General features: G+C 70.7%; 14 protein-coding genes and 1 tRNA gene. 9 read left to right on the forward strand and 6 right to left on the reverse strand.

Features of this window, described 5'->3' with window-relative positions; translation table 11 throughout:
- Positions 1-22: 22 nt before the first annotated feature.
- The 4 genes from INTCA_RS10395 to INTCA_RS10410 all read right to left on the reverse strand — a co-directional run bounded on the left by INTCA_RS10395 (position 23) and on the right by INTCA_RS10410 (position 2,860).
- Positions 23-1,075: a reverse transcriptase-like protein gene (locus tag INTCA_RS10395; protein ID WP_013492875.1), complete on the reverse strand. Its 1,053-nt coding sequence runs from the start codon at positions 1,073-1,075 to the stop codon at positions 23-25.
- Positions 1,072-1,812: a zinc ribbon domain-containing protein gene (locus tag INTCA_RS10400; RefSeq protein ID WP_013492876.1), complete on the reverse strand. Its 741-nt coding sequence runs from the start codon at positions 1,810-1,812 to the stop codon at positions 1,072-1,074. Before INTCA_RS10400 ends, INTCA_RS10395 begins: the two co-directional genes overlap by 4 nt.
- A complete protein-coding gene (locus tag INTCA_RS10405; RefSeq protein WP_013492877.1) occupies positions 1,809-2,702 on the reverse strand; it encodes a Nif3-like dinuclear metal center hexameric protein in 894 nt (297 codons plus the stop codon). The genes INTCA_RS10400 and INTCA_RS10405 overlap by 4 nt, the downstream gene beginning before the upstream one ends.
- An 85-nt stretch (positions 2,703-2,787) precedes the next feature.
- Positions 2,788-2,860, reverse strand: a tRNA-Val gene (locus INTCA_RS10410).
- Positions 2,861-3,007: 147 nt separating this feature from the next.
- Between INTCA_RS10410 and INTCA_RS10415 the strand changes: the two genes are divergently transcribed.
- The 5 genes from INTCA_RS10415 to INTCA_RS10435 all read left to right on the forward strand — a co-directional run bounded on the left by INTCA_RS10415 (position 3,008) and on the right by INTCA_RS10435 (position 8,897).
- Entirely contained in the window at positions 3,008-4,255 is a 1,248-nt protein-coding gene (locus INTCA_RS10415) for an alpha-hydroxy acid oxidase (RefSeq protein ID WP_013492878.1), read from the forward strand.
- A 50-nt stretch (positions 4,256-4,305) separates the two neighbouring features.
- Complete coding sequence (locus INTCA_RS10420) at positions 4,306-5,496, forward strand: ABC transporter substrate-binding protein (protein ID WP_013492879.1); 1,191 nt, start codon at positions 4,306-4,308, stop codon at positions 5,494-5,496.
- 82 nt (positions 5,497-5,578) lie between these two features.
- The gene (locus INTCA_RS10425; protein ID WP_013492880.1) at positions 5,579-6,454 is read left to right on the forward strand and encodes a branched-chain amino acid ABC transporter permease; all 876 of its coding nucleotides are present in this window, start codon (positions 5,579-5,581) and stop codon (positions 6,452-6,454) included.
- Positions 6,454-8,157, forward strand: a complete 1,704-nt coding sequence (locus tag INTCA_RS10430) for a branched-chain amino acid ABC transporter ATP-binding protein/permease (RefSeq protein ID WP_013492881.1) — start codon at positions 6,454-6,456, stop codon at positions 8,155-8,157. Before INTCA_RS10425 ends, INTCA_RS10430 begins: the two co-directional genes overlap by 1 nt.
- Positions 8,154-8,897 (forward strand): ABC transporter ATP-binding protein, encoded by a 744-nt coding sequence (locus INTCA_RS10435; protein ID WP_013492882.1) that lies wholly within the window; start codon positions 8,154-8,156, stop codon positions 8,895-8,897. The genes INTCA_RS10430 and INTCA_RS10435 overlap by 4 nt, the downstream gene beginning before the upstream one ends.
- Before the next feature lie 55 nt (positions 8,898-8,952).
- Here INTCA_RS10435 and INTCA_RS10440 read toward each other — a convergent pair whose 3' ends face one another.
- The gene (locus INTCA_RS10440; RefSeq protein WP_013492883.1) at positions 8,953-9,465 is read right to left on the reverse strand and encodes a peroxiredoxin; all 513 of its coding nucleotides are present in this window, start codon (positions 9,463-9,465) and stop codon (positions 8,953-8,955) included.
- 34 nt (positions 9,466-9,499) lie between these two features.
- A complete protein-coding gene (locus tag INTCA_RS10445) occupies positions 9,500-9,916 on the reverse strand; it encodes a DUF3052 domain-containing protein (RefSeq protein WP_013492884.1) in 417 nt (138 codons plus the stop codon).
- A gap of 248 nt (positions 9,917-10,164) precedes the next feature.
- Here INTCA_RS10445 and aceE point away from each other — a divergent pair, with 248 nt between their 5' ends.
- The 4 genes from aceE to INTCA_RS10465 all read left to right on the forward strand — a co-directional run bounded on the left by aceE (position 10,165) and on the right by INTCA_RS10465 (position 16,967).
- The gene (aceE, locus tag INTCA_RS10450) at positions 10,165-12,936 is read left to right on the forward strand and encodes a pyruvate dehydrogenase (acetyl-transferring), homodimeric type (protein WP_013492885.1); all 2,772 of its coding nucleotides are present in this window, start codon (positions 10,165-10,167) and stop codon (positions 12,934-12,936) included.
- Positions 12,937-13,089: 153 nt separating this feature from the next.
- A complete protein-coding gene (gene argG, locus INTCA_RS10455; protein ID WP_013492886.1) occupies positions 13,090-14,514 on the forward strand; it encodes an argininosuccinate synthase in 1,425 nt (474 codons plus the stop codon).
- Positions 14,515-14,708: 194 nt separating this feature from the next.
- Positions 14,709-15,953 (forward strand): PucR family transcriptional regulator, encoded by a 1,245-nt coding sequence (locus INTCA_RS10460; RefSeq protein ID WP_013492887.1) that lies wholly within the window; start codon positions 14,709-14,711, stop codon positions 15,951-15,953.
- A 45-nt stretch (positions 15,954-15,998) separates the two neighbouring features.
- Complete coding sequence (locus INTCA_RS10465) at positions 15,999-16,967, forward strand: ACP S-malonyltransferase (RefSeq protein WP_013492888.1); 969 nt, start codon at positions 15,999-16,001, stop codon at positions 16,965-16,967.

A 16,967-nucleotide genomic window follows, 5' to 3' on the forward strand; every position in this document is an offset into this window, starting at 1 on the left:
CGCGAATATCCCACAGCCCCCATCAGGCGAGGTGCTCCGTCCGGTTGGTGAAAGCGACCGAGGCCGAGCCGTCCGCCCAGACCTCGACGCCGGTGAGGCTGCCGGGTGCCGTCGCGAGGCTCCAGAACCGGTCTCCGGCGAGCCCGAGCACCTCCGCGAGGACAGTAACGATGCCGCGTCGGGTGGTCACGACGACGACGGTGCCCCCGCTCAGCCGCAGCCGTCCGTATGCCGCTGAGCTGGCTGGGTCGGCGGGCTCGCTCCCAGCCCTCCCGGGGTCGGCTGTCCAGTCCGCCGAGACCTCGACCTCGACCTCGACCCCGATCGCCGCGGCGACGGCTTGGCCGGTCTCCTGCGCCATCGGGTCCGGCGCGGCGATGACCCGGCTGTCCGTCCCGGTCAGAGTTCGCACGGCGCGGGCCACCCTCTCGACGGCAGAGTCGGTGGCCGGAGTCTGGACGAGCAGGAGGCGCAGGTCCTTGCGGTCAGCACCATCGTCCGGGGCATCCGGGGCATCCGGGGCATCCGGGGCATCCGGGGCATCCGGGGCATCGGCCGGCTCGGGCCGTGAGTCGACGGCGTCCGTCGGCCCCGCATCCTGCGGCTCGGCGCCCGGGATCCGGCGAATCGACTGCCCGTCCATCGCCTCGTTCGACAAGAGGTCGGCGGCCTTGTTGCGCTCGCGTGGGATCCACTCGAAGTGGACGCTCCCACCCGCGGCCTCGATCTCGCGGAGCACCTCGCGGACCTCGCCGGCGAGTCGGCGCATGTCCTCGTGCTTGACCTTCCAGCGCCCGGACATCTGCTCGACGACGAGCTTGGAATCCATCCGGACGTGCACGCGCGCAGCGCTGTCGATCTCGGCCGCAGCCCGCAGTCCCGCGAGCAGCCCGGAGTACTCGGCGACGTTGTTGCTCGCCAGACCGAGGGGCTCGGCGAGCTCGATGAGCACCGCTCCGGAGGCTCCGTCACGGACCAGCGCACCGTAGCCGGCCACGCCGGGGTTCCCCCGGGACCCGCCGTCCGCCTCGACGACGAGGTCCCGACCGGTCCCCCCACGGGAGGTCCGGGTCACAGCCCCGACTCGCCCGTGCGGATCATGATCCGGCGGCACTCCTCGCAGCGGATGACCTCGTCCTCGGCGGCCCGTCGGATCCGGTCGAGGTCGACGTTGTTGAGCTCGAGCCGGCAGCCCCCGCAGCGGCGATGGCGCAGCTCGGCCGCTGCGACTCCCCCGCTCTGCGCGCGGACCTTCTCGTAGAGGCCGGCCAGGTCCTCCCCGACACCGGCGACGATGTCGGCTCGCCCTCCCCCGACCGTGGTGGCCTCGGCCTCGAGCGCGGCCAGGGCGGAGGCCCGCTCCTGCTCGAGCCGCGTGATCCGGTCGACCACCTCGGCGCGCCGGGCCTCGAGCTCGGACACCCGGCTCGCCAGGGTCTCGGCGCGTTCCATCACCTCGATCTCGAGGTCCTCGAGCTCCGACTGGCGCCGGGCGAGCGAGGTCAGCTCGTGCTGGAGCGCGGTGAGGTCCTTGGCACTGCCCTGTCCCGAGTCGAGCCGGGACTGGTCGCGGGCCGCCCGGTCGCGGACGAGCTGGACGTCCTGCTCCGACTTGGTGAGCTCGCGCTGCACGTCACCCACCGCGGTCCGCGCGTTGACCAGCTCGGTCTCGAGCGAAGCGAGCTCGGACCGGGCCGCGACGATGGCGGCCCCCTGCGGCAGGTTGGCGCGGGCGTGGGCGATCTGGTCGAGTCTCGTGTCGATGGCCTGCAGGTCGAGCAGGCGCCATTGGCGGGACGGATCGGCTTTCAGGACACACCTCCAGATGGGGCCGCGGCGGTGGCCGCGGCGTTCGCTCCGACCACGAAGGTCCACGGCTCGGTGCGGATGGACGAGATTCTCGACTCGACACTAGTCGGTGCGGCGCGGTCCTCCTCCAGCGAAGCGAGCAGACGCTCCTCCGCACTCGCCAGCCACAGGGACTCGGTCGCCCAGTGGCCCGCGTCGACGAGATACGGGGTGCCGCCCCGAGCCTCCTCCCGCGCCTCGAGGACCGGGTGATGGCGCAGGTCCGCCGTGACGTAGACGTCCGCGCCGCTGGCGCGCACCGCGTCGAACTGGTCGTCACCCGACCCGCCCATCACGGCGACCGTGCGCACCGACCCGACAGGGTCGCCGCTGACCCGGATGCCGCCCGCGGTGGGCGGCAGGGCGGCGGCGACGGCGTCTGCGAACTCGACCAACGACATCGGCGCGGCGAGCCGCCCGACGCGCCCAGCGGCATACGGCCCGATCGTGGTGAGCGGTCGCTGGGAGGTCAGCCCGAGGGCGTCGGCGAGGACGGTGGACACCCCGGGATCGGCGACGTCGGCGTTGGTGTGCGCCACGTACAGGGCGATGTCGGAGACGACGAGGCTGGTCACCGAGGCGCCCTTCGCGCTCGTGGTCGCGACCGAGTGGACGCCACGAAGCAGCAGCGGGTGGTGCGTGACGAGCAGGTCGGCCCCCCACTCGCGCGCCTCCTCGATGACCGCGAGCGTCGGGTCGAGGGCGAAGAGCACCCGACGCACGGGCTGCTCCAGGTCGCCGGTGACGAGGCCGACTCGGTCCCACTCCGCGGCACTGCCTTGCGGGTAGAGCTCATCCAGCAGGGCGACGACGCGGCCGAGCGGGACCGGCTCGCTCGAGGAGGGCTCGGACATGAGGCGATCAGACCATCCATGGTTGACCCCTGTCGAGTCGGACCCCGGGCCGACTCGGCCCTCAGATCGCGCCTTCTGGTCGAGGTGGGCCCGGCCGGTCTCGAACCGACGACACCCGCGGTGTAAACGCGGTGCTCTACCAACTGAGCTACAGGCCCCGGACGATCTGCGCGGCGGCGCACCGTCCTTCGGCGGCCCATTGTGTCAGGACTTCGGGGCCCTCGGCCGTCCGCGCCGAACCCGTTGCGGAGGTGGGACCTGGCAGCCTCGCCACGGAGGTGGTCCAGAGGGCATGATGTGGGCCCATGAGCACCCGGCGCCGACGTCCCCGTTGGTCCGAGCTGCGCCCGCTCCTCCGGATCGAGCCACCCCACCTGGGGTCGACCCGACGTCGACTCGAGGCAGCCGCCTCGATCGACGACCTCCGGCGGATCGCCAGGCGGCGGACCCCCCGCTCGGTGTTCGACTACGTCGACGGGGCGGCTGAGCAGGAGATCAGCCTGAGACGGGCCCGAGAGGCCTTCTCCCGGATCGAGTTTCGGCCCCGCGTCCTACGAGACGTGAGCGAGGTCGACGCCAGCCGCGTCGTCGTCGGGAGCCCGTCCAGCCTCCCCCTTGTCCTTGCTCCGACCGGGTTCACCCGGATGATGCACCACGAGGGCGAGCGGGCCGTCGCTCGGGCTGCAGCGCGAGCGCAGATCCCCTACGCGCTCTCGACCATGGGCACGGTCTCGGTCGAGGAGGTCGCGGCTGCGGCGCCGGGCTCCGAGCTGTGGTTCCAGCTCTACCTCTGGAAGGACCGGGCCGCCTCACTCGAGCTGGTCCAGCGGGCCGCAGCCGCCGGCTACCGCACCCTCGTGCTCACCGTCGACACCGCGGTCGCGGGCCGTCGACTGCGCGACGTGCGCAACGGGCTCACCATCCCACCCGCCCTGACGGTGCGCACCCTCGCCGACATGTCGCTCCACCCGGCCTGGTGGATCAACCTGCTCACGACCGAGCCGCTCGAGTTCGCCTCGCTGCGTGACTCCGGTGGCACGGTGGCCGACCTCGTCGACCGGATGTTCGACCCCTCGGCCTCGATCTCCGACCTGGCGTGGATCCGCGACCAGTGGCCGGGACGGATCGTCGTCAAGGGCATCCAGCACCCTGACGACGCCGTCGCCATGGTCGACCTCGGCATCGACGGGATCATCGTGTCCAACCACGGCGGGAGACAGCTCGACCGGGCCGCGACCCCCCTGGAGGTGCTCCCCGACATCGTCGCCGCCGTCGCCGGCCGGATCGAGGTCCTTCTCGACACCGGCATCACGGACGGCGCCGACATCGTCGCCGCAGTGGCCAACGGCGCCACTGGCTGCCTCGTCGGACGCGCCTACCTCTACGGGCTCATGGCCGGCGGAGAAGCCGGGGTCGACCGTACCCTGTCGATCCTCCGCGACCAGGTGACCCGAACCATGCGCCTGCTCGGAGTGAGCTCGCTCGACGAGCTGACGCCCGAGCACGCGGTGATCGCCGGATCGGGTCCCCGAGCCAGGGCCCAGACCCCATGACGAACGCCGTTCACCCCCGATCGGCGTCACATTCTCACTCAGGAGGAACCATGCGTACCAAGCTCTTCACCGTCGCCGTGGCGGCCACGGCGACGCTCGTGCTGGCCGCGTGCGGCGGCGGCAACGGCGACGGCGCCGACGCCGGACAGACCGGTGCCGCCGGGGGGCTCAAGGGCGAGGGGTCGGGCGACTCCTGCACGATCTCGCAGGCCGTCCCCGTCGGCGCCGCGCTCAGCCTCACCGGCGCAGCCGGCAGCTACGGCACGTCGCAGCAGAAGGGCCTCCAGCTCGCCGCCGAGCAGCTCAACGCCAAGGGCGGCGTCAAGTACGACGTCGAGATCGAGGACGACCAGACCGACCCGCGGCAGGGCATCACCGTCTTCGAGGGGTTCGTCAAAGGCGGCAAGAGCGTCATCATCGGCCCGACCCTCTCCAACACCGCGTTCCAGGCACAGCCGGTCGCCCAGGAGGGCAAGACGCCTGTTCTGGCCATCTCCAACACGGCGACCGGCATCACGGCCCCGGACAAGGACTACATCTTCCGCGACTCGCTCACCGAGGCCCAGGTCATCCCGCAGACCATCAAGAAGGCCAAGGAGAAGTTCAACCTGGCCAAGGTCGTCGTCATGTACAGCAACGACGACGCCTTCACCGAGTCCGGCTTCAAGGTCTTCGACGCGGCCCTCAAGACGGAATCGGTGCAGATCCTCGAGACGATCACCTTCTCCAAGGCGGACACCGACTTCCGGGCGCTGCTGACCCAGGCCAAGGGCCAGAACCCCGACGCGATCGTCGTCTCCGGTCTGATCGAGGCGGCGATCCCGCTCGTCACCCAGGCGCGCGAGCTCGGCATCTCCGTCCCCATCATCGGCGGCAACGGCTTCAACAACCCCAAGCTCATGGCGGACGCCGGTGAGGCCGCCGAGGGCGTCGTGGTCGGCGCCGCCTGGAACTCCGCCTCCGAGAGCGAGCTCAACGCCGGGTTCATCAAGGACTTCCAGACGAAGTTCAACGCGGCACCCGACCAGTTCGCCGCCCAGGCCCACGCCGGGCTGACGCTCATCGACCACGCGGTCCGCTCCGCCTGCTCCGCCGAGCGGGACGCGATCCGCGAGGGCCTGAGCAAGATCAGCAACGTCCCCACCGTCCTCGGCGACGTGTCCATCAACGCGAACCGGGACGCCGAGCACCCCGCCGTGGTCCAGATCGTCGAGGGCGGGAAGTTCACCGTCCTCCAGTGACCCGCGACCGAGCCGGGGCGTCGCCGCCAGCACCCGCCCCGCCCCGGCCCGCACCGCGCCACCCGCACCGAGAAGGACCTCCATGCAGCAGCTCCTCAACGGCGTGTTCATCGGATCGATCTACGCGTTGTTCGCCATCGGCTTCACCTTGGTCTTCGGCATCCTCGACCGGCTGAACCTCACCCACCCGGCGGTCTTCGCCGTGTCCGCGTTCGTCGGGATCGAGCTGGTCGCCGACGCAGGGCTGACCGTCTGGGTGGCGCTGCCGATCGTGCTCGTCCTCGGCGCGGTGCTGGGGCTCGTCATCGAACGGGTCGCCTTCCGCCCGCTGAAGAACCGACCGGATGCGCACTTCGCGGGCCTGATCTCCTCGATCGCCCTCGCGGGAATGTTCATCGCCCTGCTCCAGTGGCGCTACGGCCCCGACACCCGGCGCTTCCCCGCGGGTTCGTTCCCGGAGACCCCGATCGAATTCGGCGGGGTTGCGGTGACGGTGCTCCAGGTGGCGATCCTGCTCATCTCGGTCGTCCTCATGATCGGTTTGACCTGGCTCGTGGCCCGGTCGCGGCTCGGACGTGGCATGCGTGCCATCGCCGAGAACCCCACGGCCGCCAAGGTCCTCGGCATCAACGTCGACCGCGTCACCTCGGTGACGTTCGCCATCTCGTCCGCGCTCGGTGGGGTGGCGGGAGCGCTCTTCGCGATGAACGTCAACTCGGCCCAGCTCGGCATGGGGGCGGCCATCGAGCTCAAGGGCCTCGCCGTCATCATCGTCGGCGGCATGGGGTCGTTGCCCGGTGCCCTCATCGGTGGTCTGGCGCTCGGGCTCGCGGAGGTCTTCGCCGTCCAGTACATCGGGTCCTCCTGGCGTGACCTCATCGCCTTCGGCCTGCTGTTCCTCATCCTCCTCGTCCGACCGCAGGGTCTCTTCGGCGCGCGGAAGGTGCGGGAGGTCTGATGCTGACCGATGCCACCCTGACCTTCGTCGCCCTGGGCGCCATCTTCGCCTACTCCTTCTACGCCGTGCTGGTCGCCGGTCAGCTGAGCCTCGGCCAGGCCGGTTTCGCGTCCCTCGCCGCCTTCACGGCGGCCTCGCTGACGCCGAGGCCGAGCGAGGTCGGCGAGATCCCGGCGCTGCTCATCGCGATCGTCATCGGGATGGTGGTCGGCTCCGCGGCTGCGGTCGTCCTCGGGCTGCCGACCATGCACCTGCGCGGGGTCTTCCTGGCGATCGCCACCCTCGCCTTCGCCGAGGCCGTACGCATCCTGATCCTCAACCAGGAGTGGACCGGCGGCGCCCAGGGCATGTCCGTGCCGAAGGTGCTGACCCCCGGGATCGCCTGGGCGGTTCTTGCCGTGGTCGCCTACTGGTTCGCCAGGATGGGTCGATCGCGCTACGGGCGGGCCCTCGAGGCCATCCGCGAGGACGAGCTGGCTGCTCGCGCCATGGGCATCGACGTCGGTCGGCACCGACTCGCCGCCTTCACGACCGCCGGAGCCGTCGCCGGTCTCTACGGCGTCCTCTGGGCCTACTACGTCCGCCTCATCGCACCGGAGGACTTCGGCTTCACCGCCGCCATCGACGGTCTGGTCACCGCGGTCGTCGGCGGATCGACGATGTTCGTCGGCCCACTGCTCGGCAGCGGTTTCCAGACCCTGATCCCCGAGATCCAGCGGGCGCTCGGCGTCGAGGCCGGCTGGATCCGTCCCTTCGTCGCCAGCGCCCTCCTGCTCATCATCATCCTGTTCCTGCCCGGCGGTCTCGCCAGCCTCGTCCGACGCCGGATCCGGATGCCGAGACGGAGGACGGGGACGCCCGAGCAGGGTCTGCAGACGCGGTCCCACCCCGCCCCCGGCGAGCTGCTCGCATCCCTCGAGGGGTTGAGCAAGGAGTACGGCGGTGTGCACGCCGTCGAGAACGTCGACCTCGAGCTGCGCAGCGGCGAGGTCGTCGGCCTGATCGGCCCCAACGGTGCCGGCAAGACGACGCTGGTCAACATGCTCAGCGGCCTCATCCCCCCGACATCCGGCCTCGCCACGGTGCTCGGCACCCAGGTCGGGCGGGTCCCCGTCCACCGCGTCGCCAAGGCCGGCGTCAGCCGGACCTTCCAGCACTCCAAGCTGTTCAACCGGCTCTCCGCCCTCGAGAACGTCCTCGTCGGCGGTCACCTCGTCAGCCGACCGACGTTCCTACGCCGTCTTCTCTGGCTCCCTTCAGCGCGCCGGGACGAGCTCGCCGCCCTCGACCACGCCGCCCGCTGCCTCGAGCGGGTCGGCCTGTATGACCTCGCCGGCAGCCGAGCCTCGTCGCTCTCCTACGGCGACCAGCGCCGACTCGAGATCGCTCGCGCGCTCGCCTCCGACCCGACGTTGCTCATCCTCGACGAGCCCGCTGCCGGCATGAACCACGTCGAGGCCAACCGGCTCTCGGACCTCATCGGCTCGCTCGCCGCGGACGGGCTGACCATCCTGCTCATCGAGCACAACGTCGGCATGGTGCTCAGCACCTGCGACCGCATCGTCGTGCTCAACTTCGGCAAGGTCATCGCCACCGGGACGCCGGACGAGATCGCCGCCGACGCCACGGTCATCGAGGCCTACCTCGGGTCCGCCGAGGCGGACACCCGACCGACCGACCGCACCGAGGGGAGCCACCCGTGAGCCGGACGAGCCCCAAGGGGTCAGGACCCGTTCTCGTCGTCGAGGACCTCCACGTCGCCTACGGCCGGGTCGAGGCGGTCCGCGGCGTCTCCTTCTCCGTCGACCCCGGCTCGCTGGTGACGCTGGTCGGTGCGAACGGTGCCGGCAAGTCGTCGATCATCAACGCGATCTCGGGGCTGATCCGCCCGAAGTCGGGGCGGGTGACCTTCGACGGCCAGGACATCACCCGGACCCCGTCACATCGCCTCGTCGGCCAGGGTCTGGTACAGGTGCCCGAGGGGCGCCAGATCCTCGGCACCCTGACCATCGAGGAGAACCTCCACCTCGGCGGCTGGCACGTCGGGGGCGCCTCCGCTGCGGCACTGGCCGAGACGTACGAGCGGTTCCCCGTGCTGGGCGACCGCCGCCACCTACCCGCGGGCTCGCTCTCCGGCGGCGAGCAGCAGATGCTCGCCATCGCCCGCGCGCTCGTCGCGCGACCCAAGGTGCTCCTGATGGACGAGCCGTCGATGGGGCTGGCGCCCAAGGTCGTCGATGAGGTGTTCCGCGTGGTCGACGAGATCAGGACGACCGGCACGACCATCGTGCTCGTCGAGCAGAACGCGAGGCGCGCCCTGCGCGCCGCCGACCACGGCTACGTCCTGCAGACCGGGGAGGTCGTGCACTCCGGCCCGGCCGAGGAACTCCTCGCCGACCCGAAGATCGTCGAGGCCTACCTCGGCGTCGAAGCGACCCAGTGACCCGCCGGTCGAGGATGAGGACAGGGGGCGCGACTGCCGGAACCCGGGCGGCGGGCTACTGGACTGTCGCGGCGTGGCGAAGCTCCGCCAGGGCCGCCCGGTACGCCACGAAGTCGCGCCCCTCGCCGGGGCCGTTGATCTCACGCCAGGCCACCCGCCCGTCCCGGTCGACGAGGAAGGTGGCGCGGAGCGGGGCTCCCTGCTCCCCGTTGAACACGCTGTAGCGGGTCGCGACCGCACCGTGCGGCCAGTGGTCGCTGAGGAGCGGGAAGAAGTGGCCCTCGAGGTCGGCCCAGGCCCGCAAGGAGTACATCGTGTCGCACGAGATGGTGAAGACCTGGATGTCGCCGTCCTGGAAGTCCTCGAGCCGGTCCCGGATCTCGCGCAGCTCCCCGGTGCAGATCCCGGAGAAGGCGAACGGGTAGAAGACGACCGCCGCGAACTTCCGCCCCCGGACTGACGAGAGCGTGACGTCGACGCCGTGCTGGTCGACCAGGGTGAAGTCAGGTGCCAGCTCGCCGACCTGTGGGGCACCGGCAGCTGACGTCGGGAAAGCAGTCGTCGTCATGCGCGCCAGTGTGCCAGTCGGTGCCGGTCGTCACTCAGCGACGGGGCCCCTTGGGTGGCATCAGTCGCGCGCCGGCCCACTCGGACGCCACGTTGACCTGGCCACCGGTGGTCAGTCCGGCCGTGGAGGCCGCTTCCTCCACCTCGCTCGCCTGGACGTGGCCCGGGCGGCCCGCCTTGGGGGTGAACAGCACGACGAAGCCGGCGTCGAAGAGCTTGGTCAGGGCGTCGACCAGCAGGTCGACCAGGTCGTCGTCGCCGTCTCGGTACCAGACGACGACGCCGTCCGCACCGTCGTTGAAGTCCTCGTCCTCCAGCTCACTGCCGACGACATCCTCGATCGCGAACCGCAGGTCGTCGTCGACGTCGTCGTCGTAGCCGAACTCCTGGATGATCTGCCCGGGGGCAAATCCGAGCTTGGCCAGGGACGCCGCTCCCGCGGTCGTGCTCACTGTCACCGTTCCTTTCGTCAGGGCAAGAGTCGTGGCTGCGCACCAGTGACTCCAAGTGCACTGGGTCCGACGCTATCGCGCAACCTGTCTCCCACGCTGGTCTTCGCCCGACCCGGCGTGGCCCGTACCCCACGTGTCCCGCTGAATGACCCGGGTGTGACGACCGCCACCCCTTTGAGGGAGGATGGAAGGAGCGGCGCCGCGGTCAACCGGCCGCGACGCGTGGCGACGAGAAAGGACCCACGAACGTGGCAGCCGAGGCCGGCCCCATCCTCAACGGAATTCCCAGTCAGCTCCCTGACACCGACCCCGAGGAGACCCAGGAGTGGCTGGAGTCCCTCGACGCCGTCCTGGATGAGAAGGGCCGCACCCGGGCGCGCTACGTCATGCTCAAGCTCATCGAGCGCGCCCGCGCCAAGCAGGTCGGCGTGCCGTCGTTGACCGCCACCGACTACATCAACACCATTCCGCCGGAGCGCGAGCCCTGGTTCCCCGGTGACGAGGAGGTCGAGCGGGAGTTCCGGCGCTACGTCCGCTGGAACGCCGCGATGATGGTGCACCGGGCGCAGCGCCCCGACATCGGCGTCGGCGGCCACATCTCGACCTATGCCTCCGCGGCGACGCTCTACGAGGTGGGCTTCAACCACTTCTTCCGCGGCAAGGACCACCCCGGCGGCGGCGACCAGATCTTCTTCCAGGGGCATGCCTCCCCCGGCATGTACGCGCGCTCGTTCCTCGAGGGTCACCTGACGGAGACCGACCTCGACGGCTTCCGCCAGGAGAAGAGCCACATCGTCGACGGCACGATCCGGGCCGTCCCGTCCTACCCCCACCCTCGCCTGCTCCCCGACTACTGGGAGTTCCCGACCGTGTCGATGGGCCTCGGCCCGATGAACGCCGTCTACCAGGCGCAGTTCAACAAGTACCTCCACAACCGCGGCATCAAGGACACGAGCCAGCAGCACGTCTGGGCGTTCCTCGGCGACGGCGAGATGGACGAGCCCGAGTCGCGCGGCGCCTTGCAGATCGCTGCCAACGAGGAGCTCGACAACCTCACCTTCGTCATCAACTGCAACCTGCAGCGGCTCGACGGACCGGTCCGCGGCAACGGCAAGATCATCCAGGAGCTCGAGGCATTCTTCCGCGGAGCCGGCTGGAACGTCATCAAGGCTGTCTGGGGCCGCGGCTGGGACCCGCTGCTGGCCGCCGACCGCGACGGCGCCCTCGTCCACATCATGAACCAGACGAGCGACGGCGACTACCAGACCTTCCGGGCCAACGACGGCAAGTACGTCCGCGACCACTTCTTCGGTCGCGACCCGCGCACCCTCAAGATGGTCGAGCACTGGACCGACGACCAGATCTGGTGGAACCTGCGGCGGGGTGGCCACGACTACCGCAAGGTGTACGCGGCCTACAAGGCGGCGATGGAGCACACCGGCCAGCCGACGGTCATCCTCGCCAAGACGATCAAGGGGTACGGCCTCGGGTCGCACTTCGCCGGGCGCAACGCCACCCACCAGATGAAGAAGATGACGCTGGAGGACCTCAAGCAGTTCCGCGACTCCCTGCGCATCCCGATCACCGACGAGCAGCTCGAGGCCAACCCCTACCAGCCGCCGTACTACCACCCGGGGCCGGATCACCCTGCGGTCAAGTACTCCGTCGAACGCCGGGCCAAGCTCGGCGGGACCCTGCCGAAGCGCCGGGTCGCCTTCGACCCGATCAAGCTGCCCGGTGACGAGGCGTACGCCCAGGTCAAGAAGGGCTCGGGCAAGCAGGAGGTCGCCACCACGATGGCGTTCGTCCGGCTGCTCAAGGACCTGCTGCGGGACAAGGAGTTCGGCAAGCGAATCGTGCCGATCATCCCCGACGAGGCACGGACCTTCGGGATGGACGCCTTCTTCCCGACGATCAAGATCTACAACCCGAACGGCCAGAACTACACGCCCGTCGACGCCGAGCTGATGCTCGCCTACCGCGAGAACGAGCAGGGCCAGATCCTCCACCTCGGGATCAACGAGGGCGGCTCGGTCGCGGCCTTCACCGCGGCGGGCTCGTCCTACGCGACCCACGGCGAGCCGATGATCCCGGTCTACGTCTTCTACTCGATGTTCGGCTTCCAACGCACGGGTGACGGCCTGTGGGCGGCTGCAGACCAGATGACGCGCGGGTTCCTCATCGGCGCGACTGCCGGGCGCACCACCTTGACCGGTGAGGGGCTCCAGCACGCCGACGGTCACAGCCCCCTCCTCGCGTCGACGAACCCGGCGGTCGTGCACTACGACCCGGCATACGGCTACGAGATCGCGCACATCGTCCAGGACGGCCTGCGTCGCATGTACGGCGAGGGCCAGTCCGGAGACGCCGCGAACCTCATCTACTACCTCACGGTTTACAACGAGCCGATCGTCCAGCCGCAGGAGCCCGAGAACCTCGACGTCGACGGCCTCCTCAAGGGCATGTACCGGCTGGCGCCGGCGCGGACCGAGGGGTGGCAGCACACGCCCGCGCGGGCGCAGCTGCTCGCCTCCGGGGTGGGTCTGCCGTGGGCCCTCGAGGCCCAGCAGCTCCTCGCGGATGACTGGGGCGTCGCGGCCGACGTGTGGTCGGTGACCTCGTGGAACGAGCTGCGCCGGGACGGCCTCGCCGCGGACGAGCAGCAGTTCCTCCACCCGGACGAGGAGCGGCGTGTGCCGTGGGTGACCCAGTGCCTCCAGGACGGCGAGGGCCCCGTCATCGGCGTCTCCGACTACATGCGCGCTGTGCAGGACCAGATCCGTGAGTGGGTGCCCGGCACCTACGCGACCCTCGGCGCAGACGGGTTCGGGTTCTCGGACACGCGGCGCGCCGCTCGCCGCTTCTTCCACATCGACGGACCGTCGGTCGCGGTCCGGGCCCTTCAGCTGCTCGCTGACGAGGGCAAGGTTCCGGCCGACGTGCCACGCCAGGCGGCCGAGCGCTACCGCCTCGACGACGTCACGGCCGGCACGTCCGGCAACGCCGGCGGCGAGTCGTAGACCGAGCCTTCGAGCGCAACCCAGCCCAGCGGCATACGGAATCTCACGTATGCCGCTGGGCTCGTTCCGCCGTCATCCGCGGGTGGGCGGAGGGCCGGGCGATCCAGGCCCACGGGTGGATAGATATACGCGATCGTGCATATACTTGCAGCCGTGTCCAAAGTCTTGACGTCGCTCCCTGTCGGTGAACGAGTCGGGATCGCCTTCTCCGGCGGTCTCGACACCTCCGTGGCTGTCGCCTGGATGCGTGAGAAGGGCGCCGTCCCCTGCACGTACACGGCGGACCTCGGGCAGTACGACGAGCCAGACATCGGCTCCGTGCCCGGGCGCGCCGGGCAGTACGGTGCCGAGATCTCGCGCCTCGTCGACTGCCGGACCGCCCTGGTGGAGGAGGGCCTGTCCGCGCTCGCCTGCGGAGCGTTCCACATCCGCAGCGGCGGCAAGACCTACTTCAACACCACTCCTCTCGGGCGCGTCGTCACGGGCACCCTGCTGGTCCGGGCCATGCACGAGGACGGTGTCTCCATCTGGGGGGACGGCTCGACGTTCAAGGGCAACGACATCGAGCGGTTCTACCGCTACGGCCTGTTGGCCAACCCGGAGCTGCGGATCTACAAGCCGTGGCTCGACGCCGACTTCGTCAGCGAGCTCGGCGGTCGCCAGGAGATGTCCGAGTGGCTCACCGAGCGCGACCTGCCCTACCGGGCCAGCGCCGAGAAGGCATACTCCACCGACGCCAACATCTGGGGGGCCACGCACGAGGCCAAGACCCTCGAGTTCCTCGACGAGTCCATGGAGGTCGTCGAGCCGATCATGGGGGTCCGGTTCTGGGACCCGTCCGTCACCATCGAGACCGAGGATGTCACGGTCCGCTGGGAGCAGGGTCGCCCGGTGGCCATCAACGGCCGCCAGTTCCCCGATCCCGTGGCCCTCGTCGACGAGGCCAACACCATCGGCGGCCGCCACGGTCTCGGCATGAGCGACCAGATCGAGAACCGGATCATCGAGGCCAAGTCCCGCGGCATCTACGAGGCCCCCGCGATGGCGCTGCTCCACCTGACCTACGAGCGGCTGCTCAACGCGATCCACAACGAGGACACCATCGCGAACTACCACGCCGAGGGCCGCCGTCTCGGCCGGCTCCTCTACGAGGGGCGCTGGCTCGACCCGCAGAGCCTGATGATCCGTGAGTCGATCCAGCGCTGGGTCGCGTCCGCCGTCACCGGTGAGGTCACCGTGCGGCTGCGGCGCGGCGACGACTGGTCGCTCATCAGGACGAGTGGGCCCGCGTTCAGCTACCACCCCGAGAAGCTCTCGATGGAGCGCACCGAGGACGCGGCGTTCGGGCCTGTCGACCGGATCGGCCAGCTGACGATGCGCAACCTCGACATCGCCGACTCCCGTGCCAAGCTCGAGCTGTACGCCGCGCAGGGTCTGCTGGGCGCCCGCAACGCCGAGCTGGTCGGCGAGCTCGCCCCCGGCGGAGCGGCCGCCATCTCGGCCAACCCGGCGGCGGCCGAGGTCGACTCGACCGATGACGCCCTCGACCGCGCGGCCATGGAGTTCGGCACCGACTGACCACCCCCGGCGGTTCCCCGCGCTGACCGGGCGCTGACCTCGACCTGACCGGGCAACACACCCGCTTACCGCGTGCACCGGCCGCCTGCAGGCGGTCCCACCGCTCGGTACACGGGTGTGTTGCGGAGGGTGGTTTGTGTCCGACATACAAAGCCGTCGGACCGGACGATCGCCCAGCACCGTAGGCTGGGCCGGTGAGCACCCGCGAGCGCCGGCGACCGAGCAGTGAGACCTCGCGCGCCGTCGACCGCAGCGCCGGGGAGCTGGTGACGCTCGCGGCTCGCCGGATGGAGGAGCACCTCGGCTGGTACCGCGACCTGCCCGCCGCGGAACGTTCGCAGGTGGGGCTCGTCGCTCACGCCGGCATCGCGCAGTTCATCGAGTGGTTCCGGGGCGACGAGGACAGCAGCCCGTCGGCGATCTCGATCTTCGCCAACGCCCCACAGGAGCTCACTCGGACGGTGAGCCTGCGCCAGACCCTCGACCTCGTCCGCACCGTGGTCGGCGTCGTCGAGTCGCACGTCGAGACCCTGGCGAGTCCCGGCGACGAGCAGCTGCTCCGTGAGTCCGTCCTCCGCTTCAGCCGCGAGATCGCGTTCGCCGCCGCCGAGGTCTACGCCGGCGCAGCCGAGGCCCGAGGCGCCTGGGACGCCCGGCTCGAGGCGCTCGTCGTCGATGCGGTCCTGCGTGGCGAGGCCGACGAGTCGATGCAGTCCCGCGCCTCGGCGCTCGGTTGGGGCGACGTCGCGCACGTCACCTTCGTCGTCGGCACCACCCCGCTGGTCAACGGGGGCGCTGCCGCGGCGGTCGACACGCTCCGACGGGCCGTCCGCCACGAGCGGGTCGAGGCCCTCGCCATCGTCCAGCGCTCCCGCCTCATCGCGATCCTGGGCGGCACGGAGGACCCGCTCGCAGTCGTCTCCGCGGTCGCCCACTGCTTCGGCGACGGGCCGATCGTCATCGGCCCCACGGTGCCGCACCTGTTCGCCGCCGGACGGTCGGCTCGCGCAGCCCTCAGCGGGCTCTCCGCTGCGGCGGCGTGGCCGGCCGCCCCTCGGATCGTCGAGTCCCAGGCCCTGCTCCCCGAGCGGGCCCTCGCGGGCGACGTACCCGCGCAACGACGGCTCATCGACCAGGTCCACCGCCCCCTGACCCGCTCCGGCCAGCTGGCCCTGCTGACCACCGCGGAGACGTACCTCGAGGCCGGGCGCTCGCTCGAGGCGACGGCCCGGGCCCTCTTCATCCACCCCAACACGGTCCGCTACCGGCTCGGCCGGATCGACGACCTGACCGGCTTCGACCTGACGACGCCCCGAGATGCGTGGGCGGCCAGGATCGCGCTGGTGCTGGGCCGGTTGGCTGCCGCACCCCGTATGACCCGCCTGAGCACTACAGGACCTTTGGAGGAAACCTCCAAACCTGCCCCGACGACTTCGTGACATTCAGAGTCGGCATCCGCCCGTGAGATCAGAGAGGCTGGACACGTGCTTGCGATCGTCTGCCCTGGACAGGGCTCCCAGACCCCCGGCTTCCTCACCCCGTGGCTCGAGCTCGACGGGATGCGGGACGAGCTCACCCGCCTGTCCGAGGCCACGGGCCTCGACCTCGTCGCCCACGGCACCACGTCGGACGCGGAGACGATCAAGGACACGGCGATCGCCCAGCCCCTCATCGTCGGGGCAGGGCTCATCGCACTCCCGCCCCTCCTCGGCGCCGCTGCGAGCACCCTCGACGGCGTCGACCTGCTCGCGGGCCACTCCGTCGGTGAGATCACCGCGACGGCTGCCGCGGGGGTCCTCGCGGCCGACGATGCGGTGGTCTTCGTCCGGGAGCGTGGTCGATCCATGGCTGCGGCCAGCGCGGTGACACCCACCGGCATGGCGGCCGTCCTCGGCGGGGACCCCACCGACGTGCTCGCCGTCCTCGAGCGCCACGGCCTCACCGCGGCCAACGTCAACGGAGCCGGCCAGACGGTGGCGGCCGGCACTCTCGAGCAGCTCGAGGCCCTCCAGGCGGACCCGCCGGCCAAGGCTCGGGTCATCCCGCTGCAGGTGGCCGGCGCCTTCCACACGCACCACATGGCCCCGGCCGTCAGCACCCTCGGTGAGCTCGCAGGCACCCTGCCGACCCAGGCCCCGACCGTGACCCTCCTGTCCAACGCCGACGGCCGGGCCGTGACCGACGGCCGCGAGGCGCTGGACCGGCTGGTCCGTCAGGTCAGCAACCCGGTGCGCTGGGACCTGTGCATGCAGACCATGCAGGAGCTCGGCGTCACGGGGATCATCGAGCTGCCACCGGCCGGCACCCTCGTCGGTCTCGCCAAGCGTGCCCTCAAGGGCGTCGAGACGCTGGCCCTCAAGACGCCGGACGACCTCGAGGCCGCGCAACGGATGATCTCCGAGCACGGCGGCTCCCCCGCCTCCCCCACCTCCCCCACCCGCGTCGACGAGTAA

The organism is Intrasporangium calvum DSM 43043, assembly GCF_000184685.1.
Taxonomy (GTDB): domain Bacteria; phylum Actinomycetota; class Actinomycetes; order Actinomycetales; family Dermatophilaceae; genus Intrasporangium; species Intrasporangium calvum.